Source organism: Flaviflagellibacter deserti (assembly GCF_042652085.1).
Lineage (GTDB): Bacteria > Pseudomonadota > Alphaproteobacteria > Rhizobiales > Methylopilaceae > Flaviflagellibacter > Flaviflagellibacter deserti.
Window position 1 is genome coordinate 707,747 of record NZ_JBHSJF010000006.1, and the last position, 18,330, is coordinate 726,076.

The 18,330-nt window shown below is 63.1% G+C and carries 16 protein-coding genes, 1 tRNA gene and 1 pseudogene; 11 read left to right on the top strand and 7 right to left on the bottom strand.

From position 1 onward, the window contains the following. Positions 1-134: 134 nt before the first annotated feature. Positions 135-2,789: a DNA gyrase subunit A gene (gyrA, locus tag ACFPFW_RS10420; protein WP_114955928.1), complete on the top strand. Its 2,655-nt coding sequence runs from the start codon at positions 135-137 to the stop codon at positions 2,787-2,789. A gap of 45 nt (positions 2,790-2,834) precedes the next feature. Here gyrA and ACFPFW_RS10425 read toward each other — a convergent pair whose 3' ends face one another. After that, positions 2,835-3,176, bottom strand: a complete 342-nt coding sequence (locus ACFPFW_RS10425; RefSeq protein WP_114955675.1) for a hypothetical protein — start codon at positions 3,174-3,176, stop codon at positions 2,835-2,837. A 149-nt stretch (positions 3,177-3,325) separates the two neighbouring features. Here ACFPFW_RS10425 and coaD point away from each other — a divergent pair, with 149 nt between their 5' ends. From coaD to ACFPFW_RS10470, 9 genes are all read left to right on the top strand, one after another. Then, complete coding sequence (gene coaD / locus ACFPFW_RS10430; RefSeq protein ID WP_114955674.1) at positions 3,326-3,844, top strand: pantetheine-phosphate adenylyltransferase; 519 nt, start codon at positions 3,326-3,328, stop codon at positions 3,842-3,844. Further along, a complete protein-coding gene (locus tag ACFPFW_RS10435) occupies positions 3,841-4,368 on the top strand; it encodes a peptidylprolyl isomerase (protein WP_114955673.1) in 528 nt (175 codons plus the stop codon). Before coaD ends, ACFPFW_RS10435 begins: the two co-directional genes overlap by 4 nt. A gap of 21 nt (positions 4,369-4,389) precedes the next feature. After that, a complete protein-coding gene (locus ACFPFW_RS10440) occupies positions 4,390-4,851 on the top strand; it encodes a peptidylprolyl isomerase (protein WP_114955672.1) in 462 nt (153 codons plus the stop codon). 49 nt (positions 4,852-4,900) lie between these two features. Beyond that, positions 4,901-5,986: a tRNA preQ1(34) S-adenosylmethionine ribosyltransferase-isomerase QueA gene (queA, locus tag ACFPFW_RS10445; protein WP_114955671.1), complete on the top strand. Its 1,086-nt coding sequence runs from the start codon at positions 4,901-4,903 to the stop codon at positions 5,984-5,986. Next, positions 5,983-7,110 (top strand): tRNA guanosine(34) transglycosylase Tgt, encoded by a 1,128-nt coding sequence (gene tgt, locus ACFPFW_RS10450; protein ID WP_114955670.1) that lies wholly within the window; start codon positions 5,983-5,985, stop codon positions 7,108-7,110. The genes queA and tgt overlap by 4 nt, the downstream gene beginning before the upstream one ends. Positions 7,111-7,166: 56 nt before the next feature. Then, positions 7,167-7,241: transfer RNA gene (locus tag ACFPFW_RS10455), tRNA-Lys, on the top strand. A 163-nt stretch (positions 7,242-7,404) separates the two neighbouring features. Then, entirely contained in the window at positions 7,405-7,578 is a 174-nt protein-coding gene (locus ACFPFW_RS10460) for a DUF2934 domain-containing protein (RefSeq protein ID WP_114955669.1), read from the top strand. Between the two features lie 78 nt (positions 7,579-7,656). Next, positions 7,657-8,526, top strand: coding sequence for an NAD(P)/FAD-dependent oxidoreductase (locus ACFPFW_RS10465; RefSeq protein WP_114955668.1), 870 nt, complete (start codon positions 7,657-7,659; stop codon positions 8,524-8,526). A gap of 215 nt (positions 8,527-8,741) precedes the next feature. Continuing rightward, the gene (locus ACFPFW_RS10470) at positions 8,742-9,704 is read left to right on the top strand and encodes a YihY/virulence factor BrkB family protein (protein ID WP_379770597.1); all 963 of its coding nucleotides are present in this window, start codon (positions 8,742-8,744) and stop codon (positions 9,702-9,704) included. Here the strand turns inward: ACFPFW_RS10470 and lexA are convergent. After that, entirely contained in the window at positions 9,698-10,411 is a 714-nt protein-coding gene (lexA, locus tag ACFPFW_RS10475) for a transcriptional repressor LexA (RefSeq protein ID WP_114955666.1), read from the bottom strand. The genes ACFPFW_RS10470 and lexA overlap by 7 nt on opposite strands. A gap of 130 nt (positions 10,412-10,541) precedes the next feature. On the opposite strand from lexA, the pseudogene ACFPFW_RS10480 reads away from it, so the two are divergent. Next, positions 10,542-10,690, top strand: a pseudogene (locus ACFPFW_RS10480) (transcriptional repressor); the annotation flags it as partial. 74 nt (positions 10,691-10,764) lie between these two features. Here ACFPFW_RS10480 and ACFPFW_RS10485 read toward each other — a convergent pair. The 5 genes from ACFPFW_RS10485 to uvrA all read right to left on the bottom strand — a co-directional run bounded on the left by ACFPFW_RS10485 (position 10,765) and on the right by uvrA (position 18,131). Next, positions 10,765-10,956, bottom strand: a complete 192-nt coding sequence (locus ACFPFW_RS10485) for a hypothetical protein (protein ID WP_114955665.1) — start codon at positions 10,954-10,956, stop codon at positions 10,765-10,767. Positions 10,957-11,386: 430 nt separating this feature from the next. Further along, positions 11,387-12,793 carry a methylenetetrahydrofolate--tRNA-(uracil(54)-C(5))-methyltransferase (FADH(2)-oxidizing) TrmFO gene (gene trmFO / locus ACFPFW_RS10490; RefSeq protein WP_114955664.1) on the bottom strand — a complete coding sequence of 469 codons (1,407 nt, stop codon included), beginning with the start codon at positions 12,791-12,793 and terminating at the stop codon, positions 11,387-11,389. A 543-nt stretch (positions 12,794-13,336) separates the two neighbouring features. After that, complete coding sequence (locus ACFPFW_RS10495) at positions 13,337-14,542, bottom strand: BaiN/RdsA family NAD(P)/FAD-dependent oxidoreductase (protein WP_379770602.1); 1,206 nt, start codon at positions 14,540-14,542, stop codon at positions 13,337-13,339. Positions 14,543-14,557: 15 nt separating this feature from the next. Continuing rightward, on the bottom strand, positions 14,558-15,043 hold the full coding sequence (locus tag ACFPFW_RS10500) for a tryptophan-rich sensory protein (protein ID WP_162799582.1): 486 nt from the start codon (positions 15,041-15,043) through the stop codon (positions 14,558-14,560). A 160-nt stretch (positions 15,044-15,203) separates the two neighbouring features. Then, positions 15,204-18,131 (bottom strand): excinuclease ABC subunit UvrA, encoded by a 2,928-nt coding sequence (uvrA, locus tag ACFPFW_RS10505; RefSeq protein ID WP_114955662.1) that lies wholly within the window; start codon positions 18,129-18,131, stop codon positions 15,204-15,206. Positions 18,132-18,330 lie beyond the last annotated feature (199 nt).

Sequence of the window (18,330 nt, forward strand, 5' to 3'; positions counted from 1 at the left end):
AAGCTTGGTATCCATGCCGGAATCGCCTAAACCATAGGTGATCCCACGAGAGCAGATTCAGAGTGCCCGAGAACGACAATCCGCCGGGTGGCGGTCCTTCATTCGACATCAAGCCGATCTCGATCTCCGACGAGATGAAGCGGTCCTATCTCGATTACGCGATGAGCGTGATCGTGAGCCGCGCGTTGCCGGATGTCCGCGACGGACTGAAGCCGGTCCACCGCCGCATCCTGTTCTCGATGAACGAGAATGGCTACACGCCGGACAAAGCCTATCGTAAGTCGGCGCGCGTTGTCGGCGACGTGATCGGTAAGTATCACCCGCATGGCGACCAGTCGGTCTATGACGCGCTGGTACGCATGGCGCAGGAATTCTCGTTGCGCCTGATGCTCGTGGACGGCCAGGGCAATTTCGGCTCGGTCGACGGCGATCCGCCGGCGGCCATGCGCTACACCGAGGTTCGGCTGGCACGGCCGGCATTGGCGCTGCTCTCGGACATCGACGAAGACACGGTCGATTTCCAGGACAACTACGACAATTCGGAGCACGAGCCGAAGGTCCTTCCGGCGCGCTTCCCGAACCTGCTCGCCAATGGCGCGGGCGGAATCGCCGTCGGCATGGCGACGAACATCCCGCCTCATAATCTCGGCGAGCTCATCGATGCCGTTCTGGCACTGATCGAGAACCCGGATCTCGATGTCGAGGCGTTGAACGAGATCGTGCCCGGCCCGGATTTCCCGACCGCCGGCCTGATCCTCGGCCGCAGCGGCATCCGCTCGGCTTACGCGACCGGTCGCGGCTCGATCATTATGCGCGGCCGCGCGACGGTCGAGGAGCTGCGCAAGGACCGCGAAGCGATCATCATCACCGAGATCCCGTATCAGGTGAACAAGGCGCTGCTCGTCGAGAAAATCGCCGAACTCGTGAAGGAAAAGCGGATCGAGGGCATCTCGGAGCTTCGTGATGAGTCCGACCGTTCCGGCATGCGTATCGTCGTCGAGCTGAAGAGGGACGCCGTCGGCGACGTAGTCCTGAACCAGCTCTACCGCTACACGCCGCTGCAATCGAGCTTCGGCGCGAACATGGTGGCGCTGAACGGCGGCCGTCCGGAGACGATGAATCTCAAGGACATGCTGACGGCGTTCATCGCCTTCCGCGAAGAGGTTGTCACCCGCCGCACGCGATTCCGCCTCGGCAAGGCGCGCGACCGCGCGCATGTCTTGGTGGGCCTCGCGATCGCGGTCGCGAACATCGACGAGGTCATCCGCCTGATCCGTACCGCGCCGGACCCGGCGACGGCGCGCGAACAGCTGATGGCGCGCGATTGGCCGGCTGGCGATGTCGCGCCGCTCGTGGCGCTGATCGACGATCCGCGCCACCGGGTTTCGGAGCAGCAGACCTACCGGCTCTCCGCCGAGCAGGCCCGCGCGATCCTCGACCTTCGCCTGCAGCGCCTCACCGCTCTCGGCCGTGACGAGATCGCCGATGAGTTGAACAAGCTCGGCGAGGAGATCGCCGACTATCTCGACATCCTCCGTTCACGCGCCCGCGTGCTGGCGATCATCCAGAACGAACTGGCCGAGGTTCGTGCCGCCCACGCAACGCCGCGCCGGACCGAGATCCTCGAATCCGACGGCGACATGGAGGACGAGGACCTCATCCAGCGCGAAGACATGGTCGTCACCGTCAGCCATGCCGGCTATGTAAAGCGCGTGCCGCTCACGACCTATCGAGCACAGCGCCGCGGCGGCAAGGGCCGCTCGGGCATGACGACGAAGGACGAGGATTTCGTCACGAACCTGTTCGTCGCCTCGACCCATGCCGAGGTGCTGTTCTTCTCGTCGGCCGGTCAGGTCTACAAGATGAAGGTGTGGCGCCTGCCGCTGGCGGCCCCACAGGCGCGAGGCAAGGCATTCGTCAATCTGCTTCCGCTCGACGCCGATGAGCGCATCACCTCAATCATCGCGCTTCCCGAGGACATGGCATCCTGGGAGAGGAACGAGATCATGTTCGCGACGACAGGCGGCACCGTCCGTCGCAACGCGCTCGCCGACTTCCTCACCGTCAACCGCAACGGCAAGATCGCGATGAAGCTCGAAGAAGGCGAGCACATCGCCGACGTCGCGCTTTGCGGTCCGCAGGACGACGTGCTGCTGACGACGGCCGGCGGCAATTGCATCCGCTTCCCGGTCGACGATGTCCGCGTCTTCAAGGGTCGTGACTCGGTCGGCGTTCGCGGCATCCGGCTCGACAAGGACGACACCATCATCTCGATGGCGATCATCCACCACATCGAAGCGACGGCCGAGGAGCGCTCGACCTATCTCAAGACGGCCAGCGCGCTGCGGCGCGGCACTAATGGAGATCCGGAAGAGGTGGCGGTCGACGCGGACGAGGTCGTCGGCACGGTCGAACTCAGCCAGGAACTCTATGCCCGCATGAGCGCGGCCGAGCAGTTCATCCTGACGGTGTCCGAGAAGGGCTTCGGCAAGCGTTCGTCGTCCTTCGAGTACCGGATCACCGGCCGGGGCGGCAAAGGCATCGTCGCGATGGACGTGAATGCCCGAAACGGCAAGCTCGTCGCCTCGTTCCCCGTCGAGCATTCGGACCAGATCATGCTGATCACCGATGGTGGTCAGACGATCCGCGTGCCTGTCGACGGGATCCGCATCACTGCGCGCGGCACCAAGGGCGTCACCGTCTTCAATACGGCTGATGACGAGAAGGTCGTGTCAGTCGAGCGGATCAGCGAAGAAGAGGACGAGGAAGAGGGCGCCGAAAACGAATAAGGCGCCCCAGTGGGGCGCCTTATTGGGTTCGAGCGGGGAGGGGGTCTAGTCCCGGACAGGAACCCTCACGAGCGTGGTTTCATCATGACCGCTGGGGACAGAGACGGTCATGAACCGGTCGCTCGCGTTTTCTGCCATGGCGCGTGCATGTGCTTCCATGATCCGGTCCATCGCGCCGTCCGCGCTCGCCACACCACTGAGACGGACGCCGACGGAAAGCCGGTCACCCTTGGCGGCGAGATTGGAATTGGTGGTGGCGGACGAAGTTACCGGGGTCATCTCGGCTGCGGTCGTGGCGCGCGCCATGCGAGCCTGGTCCGTATAGGCCCAAGCCACCAGCGTAACTGCCGAAACAACCGCTAAAGTCGTCGCGAAACCGCGCAGCATTTGGTTCGCTCCATGTCAACTGTTTGGACTATACAACCCGTCGATGTCCAAATTGTTTCCCAGAGTGTTTCAAATGCGAGCATTCTGGTAACACGATGATGTGATCCGAAGCTTGCCCGAACCTGTAACTTCAGGATAAGCCCCGCCCCATGACTCCCGCCGCCTTCTATGCCGGATCCTTCGATCCGATCACGAACGGTCATCTTGATGTTGTCCGGCAGGCATGCCGGCTATTCGACGAATTGACGATCGGGATCGGGGTCAATCCAGGCAAGCAACCGATGTTCTCGGAGCAGGAGCGGCTATCGCTGATCAAGACTGTCTGCGGGCCGATAGCCAGCGAGGAGAACTGCACGCTGAAAGTCGCGACGTTTTCCGACCTCGTGATTTTCGCCGCCCGCCGCGCCAAGTCCACGGTGCTCGTCCGTGGCCTCCGTGACGGCACCGATCTCGACTATGAGATGCAGATGGCCGGGATGAATGAGCGGCTGGCGCCCGACCTGCAGACGGTCTTCCTGCCGGCTTCGCCGAATGTTCGCCCCATCACCGCCACGCTTGTCCGTCAGATCGCCGCAATGGGCGGAGATGTGACCGGCTTCGTCCCGGCCGCGGTCGCGGAAAAATTGGCAGCCCGCTTCGGAACGGGCGACAAGGGAGTCATCGTTTGATCAGAATTCTTGCTGCGCTCGCGCTTGCGCTGAGCGTCATCGCGCCTGCCGCCGCCCAGACAGCGGCTCCGGCAACGGCTTCTCCGACCCTGACGCTCGAGACCACGAAGGGCCCGGTCGTCATCCGTCTTCGCTCCGATCTCGCGCCCGAACATGCCAAGCGCCTTGCGCAGCTTGCGAAGGACGGCTTCTACAACAATGTGCCGTTCCACCGGGTGATCGAAGGCTTCATGGCGCAGACCGGCGATCCGACCGGTACCGGTACCGGCAAATCGAGCTATCCGGACCTGAAAGCGGAGTTCACCAAGACACCGTTCGTTCGCGGCACGGTCGGTATGGCCCGATCGTCGAGCCCGAACAGCGCCAACAGCCAGTTCTTCATCTGCTTCGGCGACGCCTCGTTCCTCAACGGCCAGTACACCGTCGTCGGCGAGGTCGTTTCGGGCATGGAGAACGTCGACAAGCTCAAGCGCGGAGAGCCGGTCCAGAATCCAGACCGGATCGTGAAGGCGACCGCGAAGTAACAAGAGACAGGAGAGAGTACGATGGCCGAAGCAGAAGACACGCTCGTCCTTGAGACGACAAAGGGACCCGTCGAGATCGCGCTGCGTCCCGACCTTGCCCCGAACCATGTCGCTCGTATCAAGGAACTGACCCGTCAGGGCTTCTACGACGGCATCGTCTTCCATCGCGTGATTGACGGCTTCATGGCGCAGACCGGCGATCCGACCGGCACCGGTATGGGCGGTTCGGGCCAGAAGCTGAAGGCGGAGTTCAACGCCGGCAAGCACAAGCGCGGCACGACCTCCATGGCCCGCGCGCAGAGCCCGGACTCGGCCGACAGCCAGTTCTTCATCTGCTTCGAGGATGCGAGCTTCCTCGACGGTCAATACACGGTCTGGGGCGAAGTCGTCTCGGGCATGGAGAACGTCGACCAGATCAAGCGCGGAGAGCCCGTGAAGGACCCGGATAAGATCGTGTCCGCGAAGATCAAGGCCGATATCTAAGGGCCGATCTGCTTGACGGCCGGGCTGCCCGGCCGTCATCACCTCTTTCATGCACGTTTCGCTGTTCGACTTCGACCTGCCGGAAGAGAGAATCGCGCTCCGCCCGGCGGAGCCGCGTGAGAGCGCGCGCCTGCTCGTCGTCCGCCCCGACGAGAAACCCGAATTCGAAGACCGCATGGTCGGCGACCTGCCGAGCGTTCTGCAGCCCGGCGACGCTCTGATCGTCAACGATACGAGAGTGATTCCCGCCCAGTTGTTCGGGCAGCGCAAGGGTCGCGGCGAAACCGAGCCGAAGATCGAGGCTACGCTTCACAAGCGGCTGGACGCCCAGACCTGGCTCGCCTTCGCAAAGCCCGCCCGCAAGCTGGAACCAGGCGATCAGGTCCGGTTCGGTACGGGAGGCGAAACCTGCATGCTCGGCGAACTCACAGCCCGCGTGCTCGAAAAGCACGAAGGCGGTGAGGTCGCCTTGGCGTTCGATCTGTCGGGCGCCGCGCTGGACCAAGCGATCGCGCTGACCGGAGCGATGCCTCTCCCGCCTTACATCGCTGGCAAGCGCCCCGCCGATGATCGCGACCGCACCGACTATCAAACCCGTTTCGCAGTGCAGGAGGGCGCCGTCGCCGCGCCAACCGCCGGCCTGCATTTCACTGATGCCATGCTTGCCCGTCTGCGAGAGCGAGGAGTGGCGCTCCACACGCTGACCCTTCATGTCGGGGCGGGTACGTTCCTGCCGATGAAGGCCGAAGACACGGCCGACCACCATATGCATTCGGAGTGGGGCACGATCTCCGCCGAGACCGCGGACGCGCTGAACGCGGTTCGGCGCAATGCCGGCCGCGTGATTGCCGTCGGCACCACGGCGCTTCGCCTGCTTGAAACCTCAGCCGCTGCGACGGGAGAAATCAGGGCCTGGACCGGCGATACCGACATCTTCATCACGCCGGGCCATCGTTTCCGTGCGGTCGATGCGTTGATGACCAACTTCCATCTGCCGAAATCGACTTTGTTCATGTTGGTCTCGGCATTTTCCGGCCGCGAACGCATGTTGAAGGCCTATCGCCACGCAATCGAAACCGGCTACCGGTTCTACTCCTACGGCGACACCAGCCTCCTGTTCCCCGAGACCCGATGACCGAACCGTTTTCTTTCACCGTCCACGCGACCGACGGTGCCGCGCGCACCGGCACGATCCGCACCGCCCATGGCGACGTCGCGACGCCTGCCTTCATGGCAGTCGGCACGGCGGCGACCGTTAAGGCGATGCAGATGCGCGATGTTCGGGAGACGGGCACCGACGTCGTTCTCGGCAACACCTATCACCTGATGCTGCGCCCTGGCGCGGAGCGGGTCGCGGAACTTGGGGGGCTCCACAAATTCTCGAACTGGCCGCACACGATACTGACGGATAGCGGCGGCTTCCAGGTGATGTCGCTGGCCAAGCTCCGGAAGGTCACCGAGCACGGCGTGACCTTCCAGTCGCATATCGATGGCTCGAAGCATGTGCTGACGCCCGAGCGCAGCATGGAAATCCAGGCGCTGCTCGGCTCCGACATCCAGATGCAGTTCGACGAATGCGTCGACCTGCCGAACGGCCGCGACGAGATCGACCGTGCGATGCGGCTTTCGCTCCGATGGGCCGAACGGTCGAAGGCCGCGTTTCAGGGAGGTCCGGGCCAGGCGGTGTTTGCGATCGTGCAGGGCGGAGACATCGCCGATCTCCGCGTGGAATCGGCGCGCGCGCTCGTGAAGATGGATTTTCCGGGCTATGCAATCGGCGGCCTTGCGGTCGGCGAACCGCAGGAGGTCATGGCGCGGATGCTCGACGTGACGGTGCCAGAGCTGCCATCGAACAGGCCGCGCTACCTCATGGGCGTCGGCACGCCGGACGATCTTTTGCTCAGCATCGAGCGCGGCATCGACATGTTCGACTGCGTGATGCCGACGCGGGCAGGGAGGCACGGCCTCGCCTATACGCGTTTCGGCCGCATCAACCTGAAGAACGCCCGGCATGCGAACGATCCGACACCGCTTGATCCGGAGAGCAACTGCCCGGCGGCGCGGGACTATTCGCGCGCTTACCTCCATCACCTCGTTCGTTCCGGCGAACTGCTGGCGATGACGCTGATTACCTGGGCGAACCTGGCCTATTACCAATCGCTGATGGCCGGCGCGCGGACGGCGATCCGCGAAGGGCGGTTCGCGGATTATGCGGCCGAGGCCCGTGCTGGTTGGGCGCGGGAGCGCGAAGCGGCATAACTGCTTACGCTTCTTGACCCCACGGGCTGAGCCCCATAGGTTCCGCCGCGTCGCGGGGGCCGGTAGCTCAGCGGTAGAGCACGTGACTTTTAATCATGTGGTCGAGGGTTCGATCCCCTCCCGGCTCACCAAGACATCTTCCTCAAAATCTCGATCTTCTGTCGTCGGCTTTGCGGTGTTCACGCAACACATCGTTAACCAATCGCTCCTAGCGTCGATCTCGTGCGGATACAGCTTTGACGGGAATCGTGTCCGCGTCGACACTCAGCGGGCTTCGAAGAGGAGATTCTTCCGATGCTAAACCGTGATGCGAAAATCCAGGAGCGGGCTTACGCGCTTTGGGAGAGCATGGGCTTTCCGCATGGCGCCGACTGGGACCACTGGCTCGAGGCCGAGCGGCAGATCGATCTGGAATTGCTGACGAGCTTCAAGCCGAAGAAGACCAGGGCCAAGAAGAAAGCAGCGTGAAATGCGACCTCGGCTTGAAAAGCCGAGGCGCTTCAAGCAAGCGTTCGTCCGGGCAAAGCGGACGGGCGGCTGACACAGATGGATGCGCTGATCATTGGCGGGGGCCCCGCAGGCGCATCCTGTGCGGTGTGGTTGGCCAAATTGGGTTTTGACGTCGCCGTTGTCGATGCGCGACCGAATGTCGGCGGCCTTCTCAACGACAGCCCCTTCGTCAACGGTTGGATCGCGACCCAGCCGGGCGTGACCGGCCCGGACCTTGCCGAGCAGATGGGACTGTCACTCGCTGCCATCGGCGTGCCCTTGATGCTCGGCTGCCGGGTGACCAACGTCGAAGCCGGCGGCAGGAGCTTCTCGACGACATTCGAGATGCATACCGGAAAGCTGAGGACTGAAACGTCACGATTGGTCGTGCTCGCGACCGGCGTACGGCCGCGTTCCGGCGGGCTGGGGTCCGCGCCGAAGCTGCTCTTTGGGCCGGGACGGCATGTCCATGATGCTGATTTTGCTGGCAAGACAGTCGCCATACTCGGCAGCGGCGACAATGCGTTCGAGAACTACGATTTCGTCCGGTCGCGTGGTGCCGACACGGTCCACATCTATGCGCGCTCGCCCGCGCGCGCCGGTCGCTTCTTTCGCGAGCGGGTGCCAGAGGCGGGTGTGCGGATCGGTCCATACGAGGTCGACGAGGACAAGGCGACCGTCGACGGTTCTCCCTACGACCTCATCCTCGTCATGTACGGTTGGGAGCCGACGCCGCTTCCGGGGCTTTCACCGGAGCTCGATGAGCAGGGCTATGTGAAAACCCATCCGGAAACGTGCGAGACCAGCATTTCAGGGGTCTATGCGATCGGCGAGATGACCCGGCGAGCACATCCGAGCGTCGTTACCGCCATGGCGGACGGGGTCGTCGCGGCAAAGGCCATCCAGCGCGTCCTGGAAGGTGGCTGAGGCAACGAAAGTGTACGTTGGGCGTTTCCAGATGGCTTCAATGCTGGAACACCAGGATGGCAGACTCGACTGCCGAACACAGAACGACATCTGGCCGGACTTTGGCGAGGGCCTTGGCCATAGGCGTCGGTGCGACTTTGATCGGGCTCGGCGTTTGGGAGAACCGGGCCGGGCGGCGACACCGGGATCGGGTGCAGGCAACATCCGGCGGCGAGATGAATCCGTCCGATGACCCCCACGGGCGTCAGGCGCATTCGCCGGTCGAAATTCCCGCTCGCGGCTGGTGGGATATCGCCAAGCGGATCTTCGCCGAGATGTCTAACGATCGCCTGCTCGCCGTCGCTGCCGGCGTGACGTTCTATGCACTGTTGGCCATCTTCCCGGCGATCGCCGCCTTCGTCTCGGTCTACGGACTAGTGGCAGATCGCGCGACACTTGCCGAGCATGTGAATGCGATGTCCGGGATCATACCGGCTGGTGGCATCTCCATCATTGGCGATCAACTGGCGCGGCTGACATCACAGGGGGAGGGCAAACTCGGTTTTGCCTTCGCGATCAGCCTCGCGGCCGCGCTCTGGAGCGCCAATGCAGGCATGAAGGCAATATTTGATGCTCTGAACGTTATTTATGACGAAACCGAGAAACGAGGTTTCTTCGCTCTGAACGCCTTGTCACTAAGCTTCACCCTCGGTGCGATCCTGTTTCTGGTGCTCGGTGTGACGTCCATTGCGGTCGTGCCGATCGCGCTGGAATATCTAGGCCTTCAGAACGCGACCCAGGCTCTATTCGCAGCGCTACGCTGGCCGGTGATGCTGTTGATCGCGACATTCGCGCTTTCGGTTCTTTACCGATACGGACCAAGCCGGTCCGATGCGAAATGGCGCTGGCTGACGGTCGGCAGCATCACGGCGTCGATGCTCTGGATCGCAGCGTCCCTGCTATTTTCCTGGTATGTAGCGAACTTCGGTTCTTACGATAGAACCTACGGCTCCCTAGGGGCGGCGATCGGCTTCATGACCTGGATCTGGATATCGACGGCGATCGTCCTAACGGGCGCCGAGATCAGCGCCGAAACGGAGCACCAGACCGTGACGGACAGCACGACCGGCGCACCGCGCCCGATAGGGCAGCGAGGCGCGATCATGGCGGATACGATCGGCGAGGGGCCTGATCAGTAGCGGCGGATCAGGCCGACGAGGCGGCCCTGAACGTTGACGCGATCCGGTCCGAAGATGCGGGTTTCGTAAGCCGGGTTAGCCGCTTCGAGGGCGATAGAGGCGCCGCGCTTGCGCAGCCGCTTCAAGGTCGCTTCCTCGCCGTCAACGAGCGCGATGACGATGTCGCCGGTATTCGCCGTATCGGATTTACGGATGATGACCAGATCGCCTTCGAGAATGCCGGCATCGATCATCGAGTCGCCGCGCACTTCGAGCGCATAGTGCTCGCCCGAGGACAGCATTTCCGGCGGCACAGTCACGGTGTGGCTGCGGGTCTGGATGGCCTCGATCGGCACGCCGGCGGCGATGCGGCCCATCACGGGCACTGAAACCGGAGAGGATGAGGTATCTTCCTCATCTGTTTCGACCGCACGCGGTCGCGGTTTGCCGAGACCGCCCTCAATGACGCCGGGCGAGAATTTGCCCGGAGCAGGGCGCATGTTCGGCGCGACCGACTCCGGAAGGCGGATCACTTCGAGGGCGCGCGCACGGTTCGGCAGGCGGCGGATGAAGCCACGCTCCTCCAAAGCCGTGATGAGCCGATGGATGCCTGATTTCGACCGGAGGTTCAGCGCTTCCTTCATTTCGTCGAAAGATGGCGGGACACCGGATTCCTTCAGCCGTTCGTGAATGTAGCGGAGGAGCTCATGCTGCTTACGCGTCAACATTATCGGCCTCGCGATCGGCAGGAATCGCCGAAACAAATCAGGAACAAGAAACTACTCGTTCCTTATGTGTTCCGCAACGGTTAACGTCCGGTTGACGGGCCCCGGGATGTTTTAGCAGCGACGCAAAAACATGCAGCGTAAAGTCGAAGCGATCGAGCGCCCTTGCGGCAAACGCGGGTTGCGGATGACGGGACGAAGGCGTGTCATCGCGAGGGTGTTCAGCCAGGCCGCCGATCACCCGACGTCAACGAACTTCGCCGTCGCATCGCGGCGGTCGACCAGACACGGCGATCAGCGTGGGGGGTCACTGCGGCTCTCGTGGATCGACGATGATCTGCGACGCCTCCAGAGGCCTATTTTGTCAGTGCGTCTCGCTCCTTCAACAGTTCGCTCAGTCGCTCTTCCTGTTCGGCGATCCTGTCGGCGATACGGGCTTCGTCTCCGGCTCCTGACAAGGCCGTCGCCTGTTCAGTGAGCAGGGAGATGTTGTCTCGAATCGCGGCGATGCGCTTATCGAGCTCGAGCAGAGTCGCGGTGTCGGTCATTGATCCTCATTCCTTTGTCGACGCTACGCACGCGTCGCGCTTCGGCAGGAATGGTTCCGCCTTGGATGAATATGTGCTCGCCATCGAGCTTCAGCCAGCCACTATCGGCAAGGATGACCCGTTGAGTGGTCTTGGGCTCATCAGATCGAACTCGTTCCAGACGCCCGGTGCCGACCGCAGTGCACGCGGCACTTGCACGCACATTGATCTCGGATCCAGACGTCATCCTGATGGACGCCGTTCGGTGCACTGAGTGCCCAGACCGAGATCTACACGCAGGAGCTGTTCGCACGGTTCTGGAACGACCATCGCAAGACCGTCCTGTTCGTGAGGCCCTGAATCTCCAAACCCAGTTCGACGTTGGCAGTGATGATCCTTCACGGCAGCAGGCCGTGCTGCTGGAACATGTAGCCGAGGAGAGGCGTGTGTGTCAGGCGGCGCTTTGACGGGCCCCGCCGAGCCAGGTTTCCAGGTCGGCCTTCGCCCGCGACGTGATTATACGCTTCTTGGCGGCCGATTTGGCCGCTCCGCGCACGCGCTCCCCTTCCGGTCCGCGGATAGGACCCTCAATCGGCGGGAACAGGCCGAAATTGACGTTCATCGGCTGAAAGCTGCGCTTAGTGTTCTCGTCCTCGACCGAGATATGGCCGCCGGTGATATGGCCGAGCAGTGCGCCGAAGGCTGTCGTCACAGGCGGCAGTTCGATCGCATGGCCGAGCCGTTCGGCGGCCGCGAAACGGCCGGCCATCAAGCCGACGGATGCGCTTTCGACGTACCCCTCGCAACCGGTGATCTGGCCGGCGAAGCGCAGGCGCGGCTCGGCTTTCAGGCAGAGCGTGCCGTCGAGCAGACGCGGGCTGTCGAGGAAGGTGTTGCGATGCAGGCCGCCGAGACGCGCGAACTCCGCTTTCTCTAGGCCGGGGATCATGCGGAAGGTCTCAGCCTGGGCGCCGTGGCGTAGCTTGGTCTGGAAGCCGACCATGTTGAACAGGGTGCCGAGCGCGTTGTCCTGCCGGAGTTGCACGATCGCGTAGGGCTTCACCTCCCGATTGTGCGGATTGGTCAGGCCGACGGGCTTCATTGGACCATGGCGCAAGGTTTCCGGACCGCGCTCGGCCATGACCTCGATTGGCAGGCAGCCATCGAAATAGGGCGTGTTCGCTTCCCAGTCCTTGAAGTCGACCTTGTCGCCTTCAACCAGCGCGCGGACGAAGGCCTCGTACTGGTCCTTATCCATCGGACAGTTGATGTAGTCGGCGCCGGTGCCGCCCGGCCCGACCTTGTCGTAGCGTGACTGGAACCAGCAGATGTCCATGTCAATCGAGTCGAAATGCACGATCGGAGCGATGGCGTCGAAGAAAGCGAGCGCGTCGCGGCCGGTCTTCTCGCGGATTGCTTCGGCCAGAGCGGGTGACGTCAGCGGGCCGGTGGCGACGATGACATTGTCCCAATCGGTGGGAGGAAGGCCCGCGATTTCCTTGCGATCGATGGTAATCAGGGGATGGGCTTCGAGTGCTATGGTTACCGCCTCCGAAAAGCCGTCGCGATCGACCGCAAGCGCGCCTCCTGCCGGAACCTGATGGCAGTCGGCGGAGCGTATGATCAACGAACCGAGACGGCGCATTTCCCAATGGAGTAGGCCGACCGCATTGGCATCGCTGTCGTCGGAGCGAAACGAGTTCGAGCAGACCAATTCGGCGAGGCCGTCGGTCTTGTGGGCGTCGGTGCCGCGCACCGGACGCATTTCGTGCAGAACGACGGGAACGCCGGCCTCGGCGATCTGCCAAGCGGCTTCGGAGCCGGCGAGGCCGCCGCCGATCACATGAACGGGTGTCATGGCGCAGGCTTAAGCCAGGCGTCCAGTCACTTCAATGATGATACCGCTCGCGCGTTCAGACAGCGTAATGCAGGAACGCGAAAGCGCCGCCGGCGAGAACGCAGGCCACAAAGGCGAAGAGCGCGAATTCGTCCGAGCTGTCAGTCATGGCGGCACCCGATACGCTTAAGAGAATGAGGACTTATCTAACGGCCGGGCATTTCCGGCTGATGTCGTGACAACGCCGGCCGGTGAAACAAAGTTTCAGTCACCGGACATACACAATGGTTTATCCGGCCCTCAGAATTGGGTGGCCGCGGCGCCGACTACAAGGCTGACGAAGCCCAGGCTGAGAACGGTGCGGAGGTAGAGTTTTTCGATGTCCATGGCGTCTTGCTCGCGATCTCTGATTTGGTCGCCACAAGATGCCAAAGGGTTCAAACAGGGCGGTAGACCGCTCCTCGCTCCCGATTGCACGATTCTACAGAATTGCGCCGCTCCCGAACCGTCTCAACCGGTACCGTTCGTGTGCACTCTTGTGCACTCCGCGTGTCGACCGTGTCCTTATCCGGCGGCCAACCAATTGGTGATGCCGTTTGCCGCCGCAACGCCGGTACTGAACGAAGCCTGGAGCAGGTACCCGCCGGTCGGGGCGTCCCAGTCGATCATCTCTCCGGCAACGAAGGTACCGGGCAGAGCATGGAGCATGAAATTCCCGTCCATGGCGTCCCACGCAACGCCGCCGGCCGTTGAGATCGCCCGCTCCAGGCCCTGAACGCCGTCGAGCTTCAGGGGAGCGGCCTTGATCAATCGGGCGAGGGCTTTTGGATTGGAAGGCAGATCGCGGCCGGCACTCTCTCGCAGTAGACCGATCTGGACAGGCGAGAGAGCGATCTTCTTGCGAAGGAAATTGCTGGCCGTCTCTCCCCGGCGAGGGAGGTCGAGGCGGCTCGCGATCTCGGCCTCGGCAAGATCGGGTTTCAGATCGACGGTCAGGACGGCTTCGCCTGCGGCGAGAGCGGACCGGATTGGGGGGGAGAGGGCGTAGATCGCGCCTCCTTCGAGGCCGCGATCGGTCACCATCATCTCGCCTGTCACCGACATGTCGCCGAGGGTTAGTGAGACGCGCTTCACTGGTTCTCCCGCGAAGCGCGAGACGAATTGCTCCGACCACGCGACGCGGACGCCGCTGTTCGAGGGAGCGAATGGAGTGATCTCGACTCCTTTCGCTGTCAGTAGCCCGGCCCAACCTCCGTCCGAACCGAGCTTCGGCCAACTCGCGCCGCCGAGTGCGAGCAGCGTCGCACGAGGTTGGGTAGATACCTGCCCATCTGGTGTCCGAAAGGTGAGGCCGCCATTGCTCGACCATCCGGTCCAGGAATGGCGCGAATGGAGCGTCACGCCGAGCGCCGCGAGCCGGCGGAGCCAGACGCGCAGCAGTGGCGAGGCCTTGAAGCTCTTGGGAAATACGCGGCCGCTCGACCCGACGAAGGTCGGTTCGCCGAGATCGGCTGCCCAGGCACGGAGATTGTCTGGCGTGAAGGCGCGGATTACCGGTCCGAGGCGCTGCCGCGAGGAACCATAGCGGTCGAGGAACCGGTCGAGTGGTTCGGAATGGGTGAGGTTGAGGCCACCTCGGCCGGCTATCAGGAATTTGCGGGCCGGGCTCGGCATGCGGTCGTAGATCGCGACGGTGCGACCCGCCTGCGCGAGCCGTTCGGAAGCGATCAGGCCTGCGGGACCGGCGCCGATGATCGCTACATCCATCATTCGACGAATGTTAGCTCAGAAGAAGCTGATTCCGACGACCGGTCCGAGGCTGATCGCAACGGCGAAGACTTTCCAGAGGAAGGTCGGGAACAGCCAGGCGGCGACGAAGCGCGACAGCCGGACCAGCCGGAAGGCGACGAAGATGCCGAAGCAGAGCGAGGCGACGTTGAGCACGTCGAACCAGAAGTCGGACAGCGTACCGGCGATGAAGGTGTAGATCACCGCCCAGGCCATCAGCGCCTCGACGAGATGGATCGCGGTCCTGGCACGCTCGCCGTGGCGCAGCGCCGCCCAGCGGGTGATGCCGTAGAAACCGAAGAGCGCGATCCAGATCGCGGCGGAAAGCCGACCGGTCGGCTCGAAGGGCAGATGATAGAAGGCAGGGCTCTTCAGCCCGACGCCCGTCGCAAGCATAGCAGTATAGAGGAACATTGCGCCGAGCAGCGGCAACGCTGCTCCTGCCAGAAATCCCCGCCAGTCCGGGCGGTTGATGACCGTCATGTACACTGAGCCCCGATTCCATTCACCGCACGTGAAGGCATGGTCGAGATAAATCGACCGAGTATCGGAGGTCTAGACTACGAGGGCGCCCGAGGCGCAGCTTTCCGCGAAGTGTGGTTTACGGGAAACAATTCATAGCCGAAGTGGCCAGTTCTTTTCGCTACTCCGCCGCTTCTGCCGCTTTTCGTGCTTTCGGCTTGCGTGACAGCACATCTTTCAGGAAGCGCCCGGTATAGCTGCGCTCGACCTTGGCGACCTGTTCAGGCGTGCCGGCCGCGACGATCTCACCGCCGCCTGTGCCGCCTTCCGGTCCGATGTCGATGATCCAGTCGGCGGTCTTGATGACTTCGAGATTGTGCTCGATCACCACGACCGTATTGCCCTGATCGACCAGTTCGTGGAGCACTTCCATGAGCTTTGCCACATCGTGGAAATGCAGGCCGGTGGTCGGCTCGTCGAGGATGTACAGCGTGCGGCCGGTGGCGCGCTTCGACAACTCCTTCGACAGCTTCACGCGCTGCGCCTCGCCGCCCGACAAGGTGGTGGCCTGCTGGCCGACATGGACGTAGCCAAGGCCGACCCGGGCGAGCGTCTGCATCTTGTCGCGGATCGACGGCACGGCCTTGAACAGCTCGGCGGCTTCCTCGACGGTCATGTCGAGCACGTCGGCAATGGACTTGCCGCGATAGAGTACTTCCAGCGTCTCGCGGTCGTAACGGCGTCCCTTGCAGACGTCGCAGGTGACGTAAACGTCCGGCAGGAAGTGCATCTCGATCTTGATGACGCCATCGCCCTGGCAAGCCTCGCAGCGGCCGCCCTTGACGTTGAACGAGAAGCGTCCCGGTGCGTAACCGCGCGTCTTGGCTTCCGGCAGGCCTGCAAACCAATCGCGGATCGGCGTGAAGGCGCCAGTATAGGTCGCCGGGTTGGAGCGCGGCGTGCGGCCGATCGGCGATTGGTCGATGTCGATCACCTTGTCGAGGTGTTCAAGGCCGGAGATCGTGTCGTGAGCGCCCGGATGCGCAGTCGAGCCGTTGAGGCGACGCGCGACCGCCGGGAAGATGGTGTCGATCAGAAGCGATGACTTGCCGCCACCCGAGACGCCGGTGATGCAGGTGAAGGTGCCGAGCGGGATCTCGGCCGTGACATCCTTGAGGTTGTTCTCCCGGGCGCCGGTGACCTTCAGTGTCCGCTTCTTGTCGAATGCGCGTCGGCGTTTCGGGATCGTGACCGACATTTCGCCGGTGAGGTATTTGCCCGTCAGGCTGGCCGGATGGGCCATGATCTCATCAGGCGTTCCCTTGGCGATGATCTCGCCGCCATGCGTGCCGGCGCCGGGGCCGATATCGACCACGAAATCGGCAAGGCGGATCGCATCCTCGTCGTGCTCGACGACGATGACGGTATTGCCGAGGTCGCGCAGGCGTTTCAGCGTTTCGAGCAGGCGCTCATTGTCACGTTGGTGCAGGCCGATCGACGGCTCGTCGAGGACGTAGAGAACGCCGGTCAGGCCGGAGCCGATCTGCGAGGCGAGGCGGATGCGCTGACTCTCGCCGCCCGATAGAGTGCCGGAGGCGCGACCGAGGGTGAGATAGGTCAGGCCGACATCGACCAGGAACTTCAGACGGTCGCGGATCTCCTTGAGTATGCGGCCCGCGATCTCGTTCTGCTTGTCGGTGAGTTGGCCGGGCAGGGCGCCGTACCATTCGGCAGCAGCCGTCACCGAGAGCTCGGTTACATCCGAAATGGTCTTGCCGGCGATCTTCACGGCCAGCGCCTCGGGCTTCAGTCGCGCGCCATTACAGGCCTGGCACGGCGACTCGCCCATATATTTGCCGATCTCCTCGCGCGCCCATTCGCTTTCGGTTTCCTTCCAGCGGCGCTCGAGATTGGTGACGACGCCCTCGAAGGTCTTCCGCGTCTCGTAGGCGCGCAGGCCGTCGTCGTAGATGAAACCGATCTTCTCGCCGCTCGAGCCGTTGAGGATGACGTCGCGCGCCTTCTCTGGCAGATCCTTCCAGGGTGTCGAGAGCTTGAAATCGTAGTGCTTGGCGAGCGCGGTCAGCGTCTGGCCGTAGAACGGCGAGGTCGACTTCGCCCAGGGCGCGATCGCGCCGCCCTTCAGCGTCCGCGTCTCGTCCGGGACGATACGCGTCGGGTCGATCCGCATTTCATGGCCGATACCGCCACAGGTCGGGCAGGCGCCGAACGGATTGTTGAACGAGAACAGGCGCGGCTCGATCTCGGCGATGGTGAAGCCGGAGACCGGGCAGGCGAATTTCTCCGAGAAGGTGATGCGCTTCGGTCGACCCTTCTCGTCTGTTTTTGCGTTCCCTGTCGCGCCTGAGGCGCTCCCCGCCTCTTGCACGTCGGCGAATTCGACGAAGGCGATGCCTTCAGCAAGGCCGAGCGCGGTCTCGAAACTATCTGCGAGACGCGTCGCCATGTCCGGGCGGACGACGATGCGGTCCACGACGACGTCGATGTCGTGCTTCAACTTCTTGTCGAGCGCCGGGGCCTCGTCGATGGCGTAGAATTCGCCGTCGACCTTGAGGCGCTGGAAGCCTTTCTTCTGGTATTCCGCCATTTCTTTCCGGTACTCGCCTTTGCGGCCGCGGACGACAGGGGCGAGCAGAAACAGGCGGGTGCCCTCCGGCAGTGCCATGACGCGATCGACCATCTGGCTGACCGTCTGGCTCTCGATCGGGAGGCCGGTGGCCGGCGAATAGGGGATGCCGACGCGCGCCCAGAGGAGGCGCATATAATCGTAGATCTCGGTGACGGTGCCGACGGTCGAGCGCGGGTTCTTCGACGTCGTCTTCTGTTCGATGGAGATGGCGGGCGACAGACCGTCGATCTGGTCGACGTCCGGCTTCTGCATCATCTCCAGGAATTGTCGAGCATAGGCCGACAGGCTCTCGACATAGCGGCGCTGGCCCTCGGCATAGATCGTATCGAAGGCGAGCGACGATTTGCCCGAGCCGGACAGGCCCGTCAGCACGACCAGCTGGTCGCGCGGCAGGTCGATGTCGATGTTTTTGAGGTTATGCTCGCGCGCGCCGCGAACCGAGATGAATTTGCTGGTCATGGTGTGTCCGCCGGCCCCGCCGCCGGTAGTTCAGATATAGAGAAGCCGTGTCGATAAAGCACGATCAGCCTTGCACCCGCGAGTCGGAGCGTTTAGGAACATAAAGAGAACACGCGAGTTGTCTACAGCGACAGCGACGCCACATATTGTGGGGCCGCCCGGCCAAAGACTAGGGTGGGCTTCAATCCCAATTCACGCG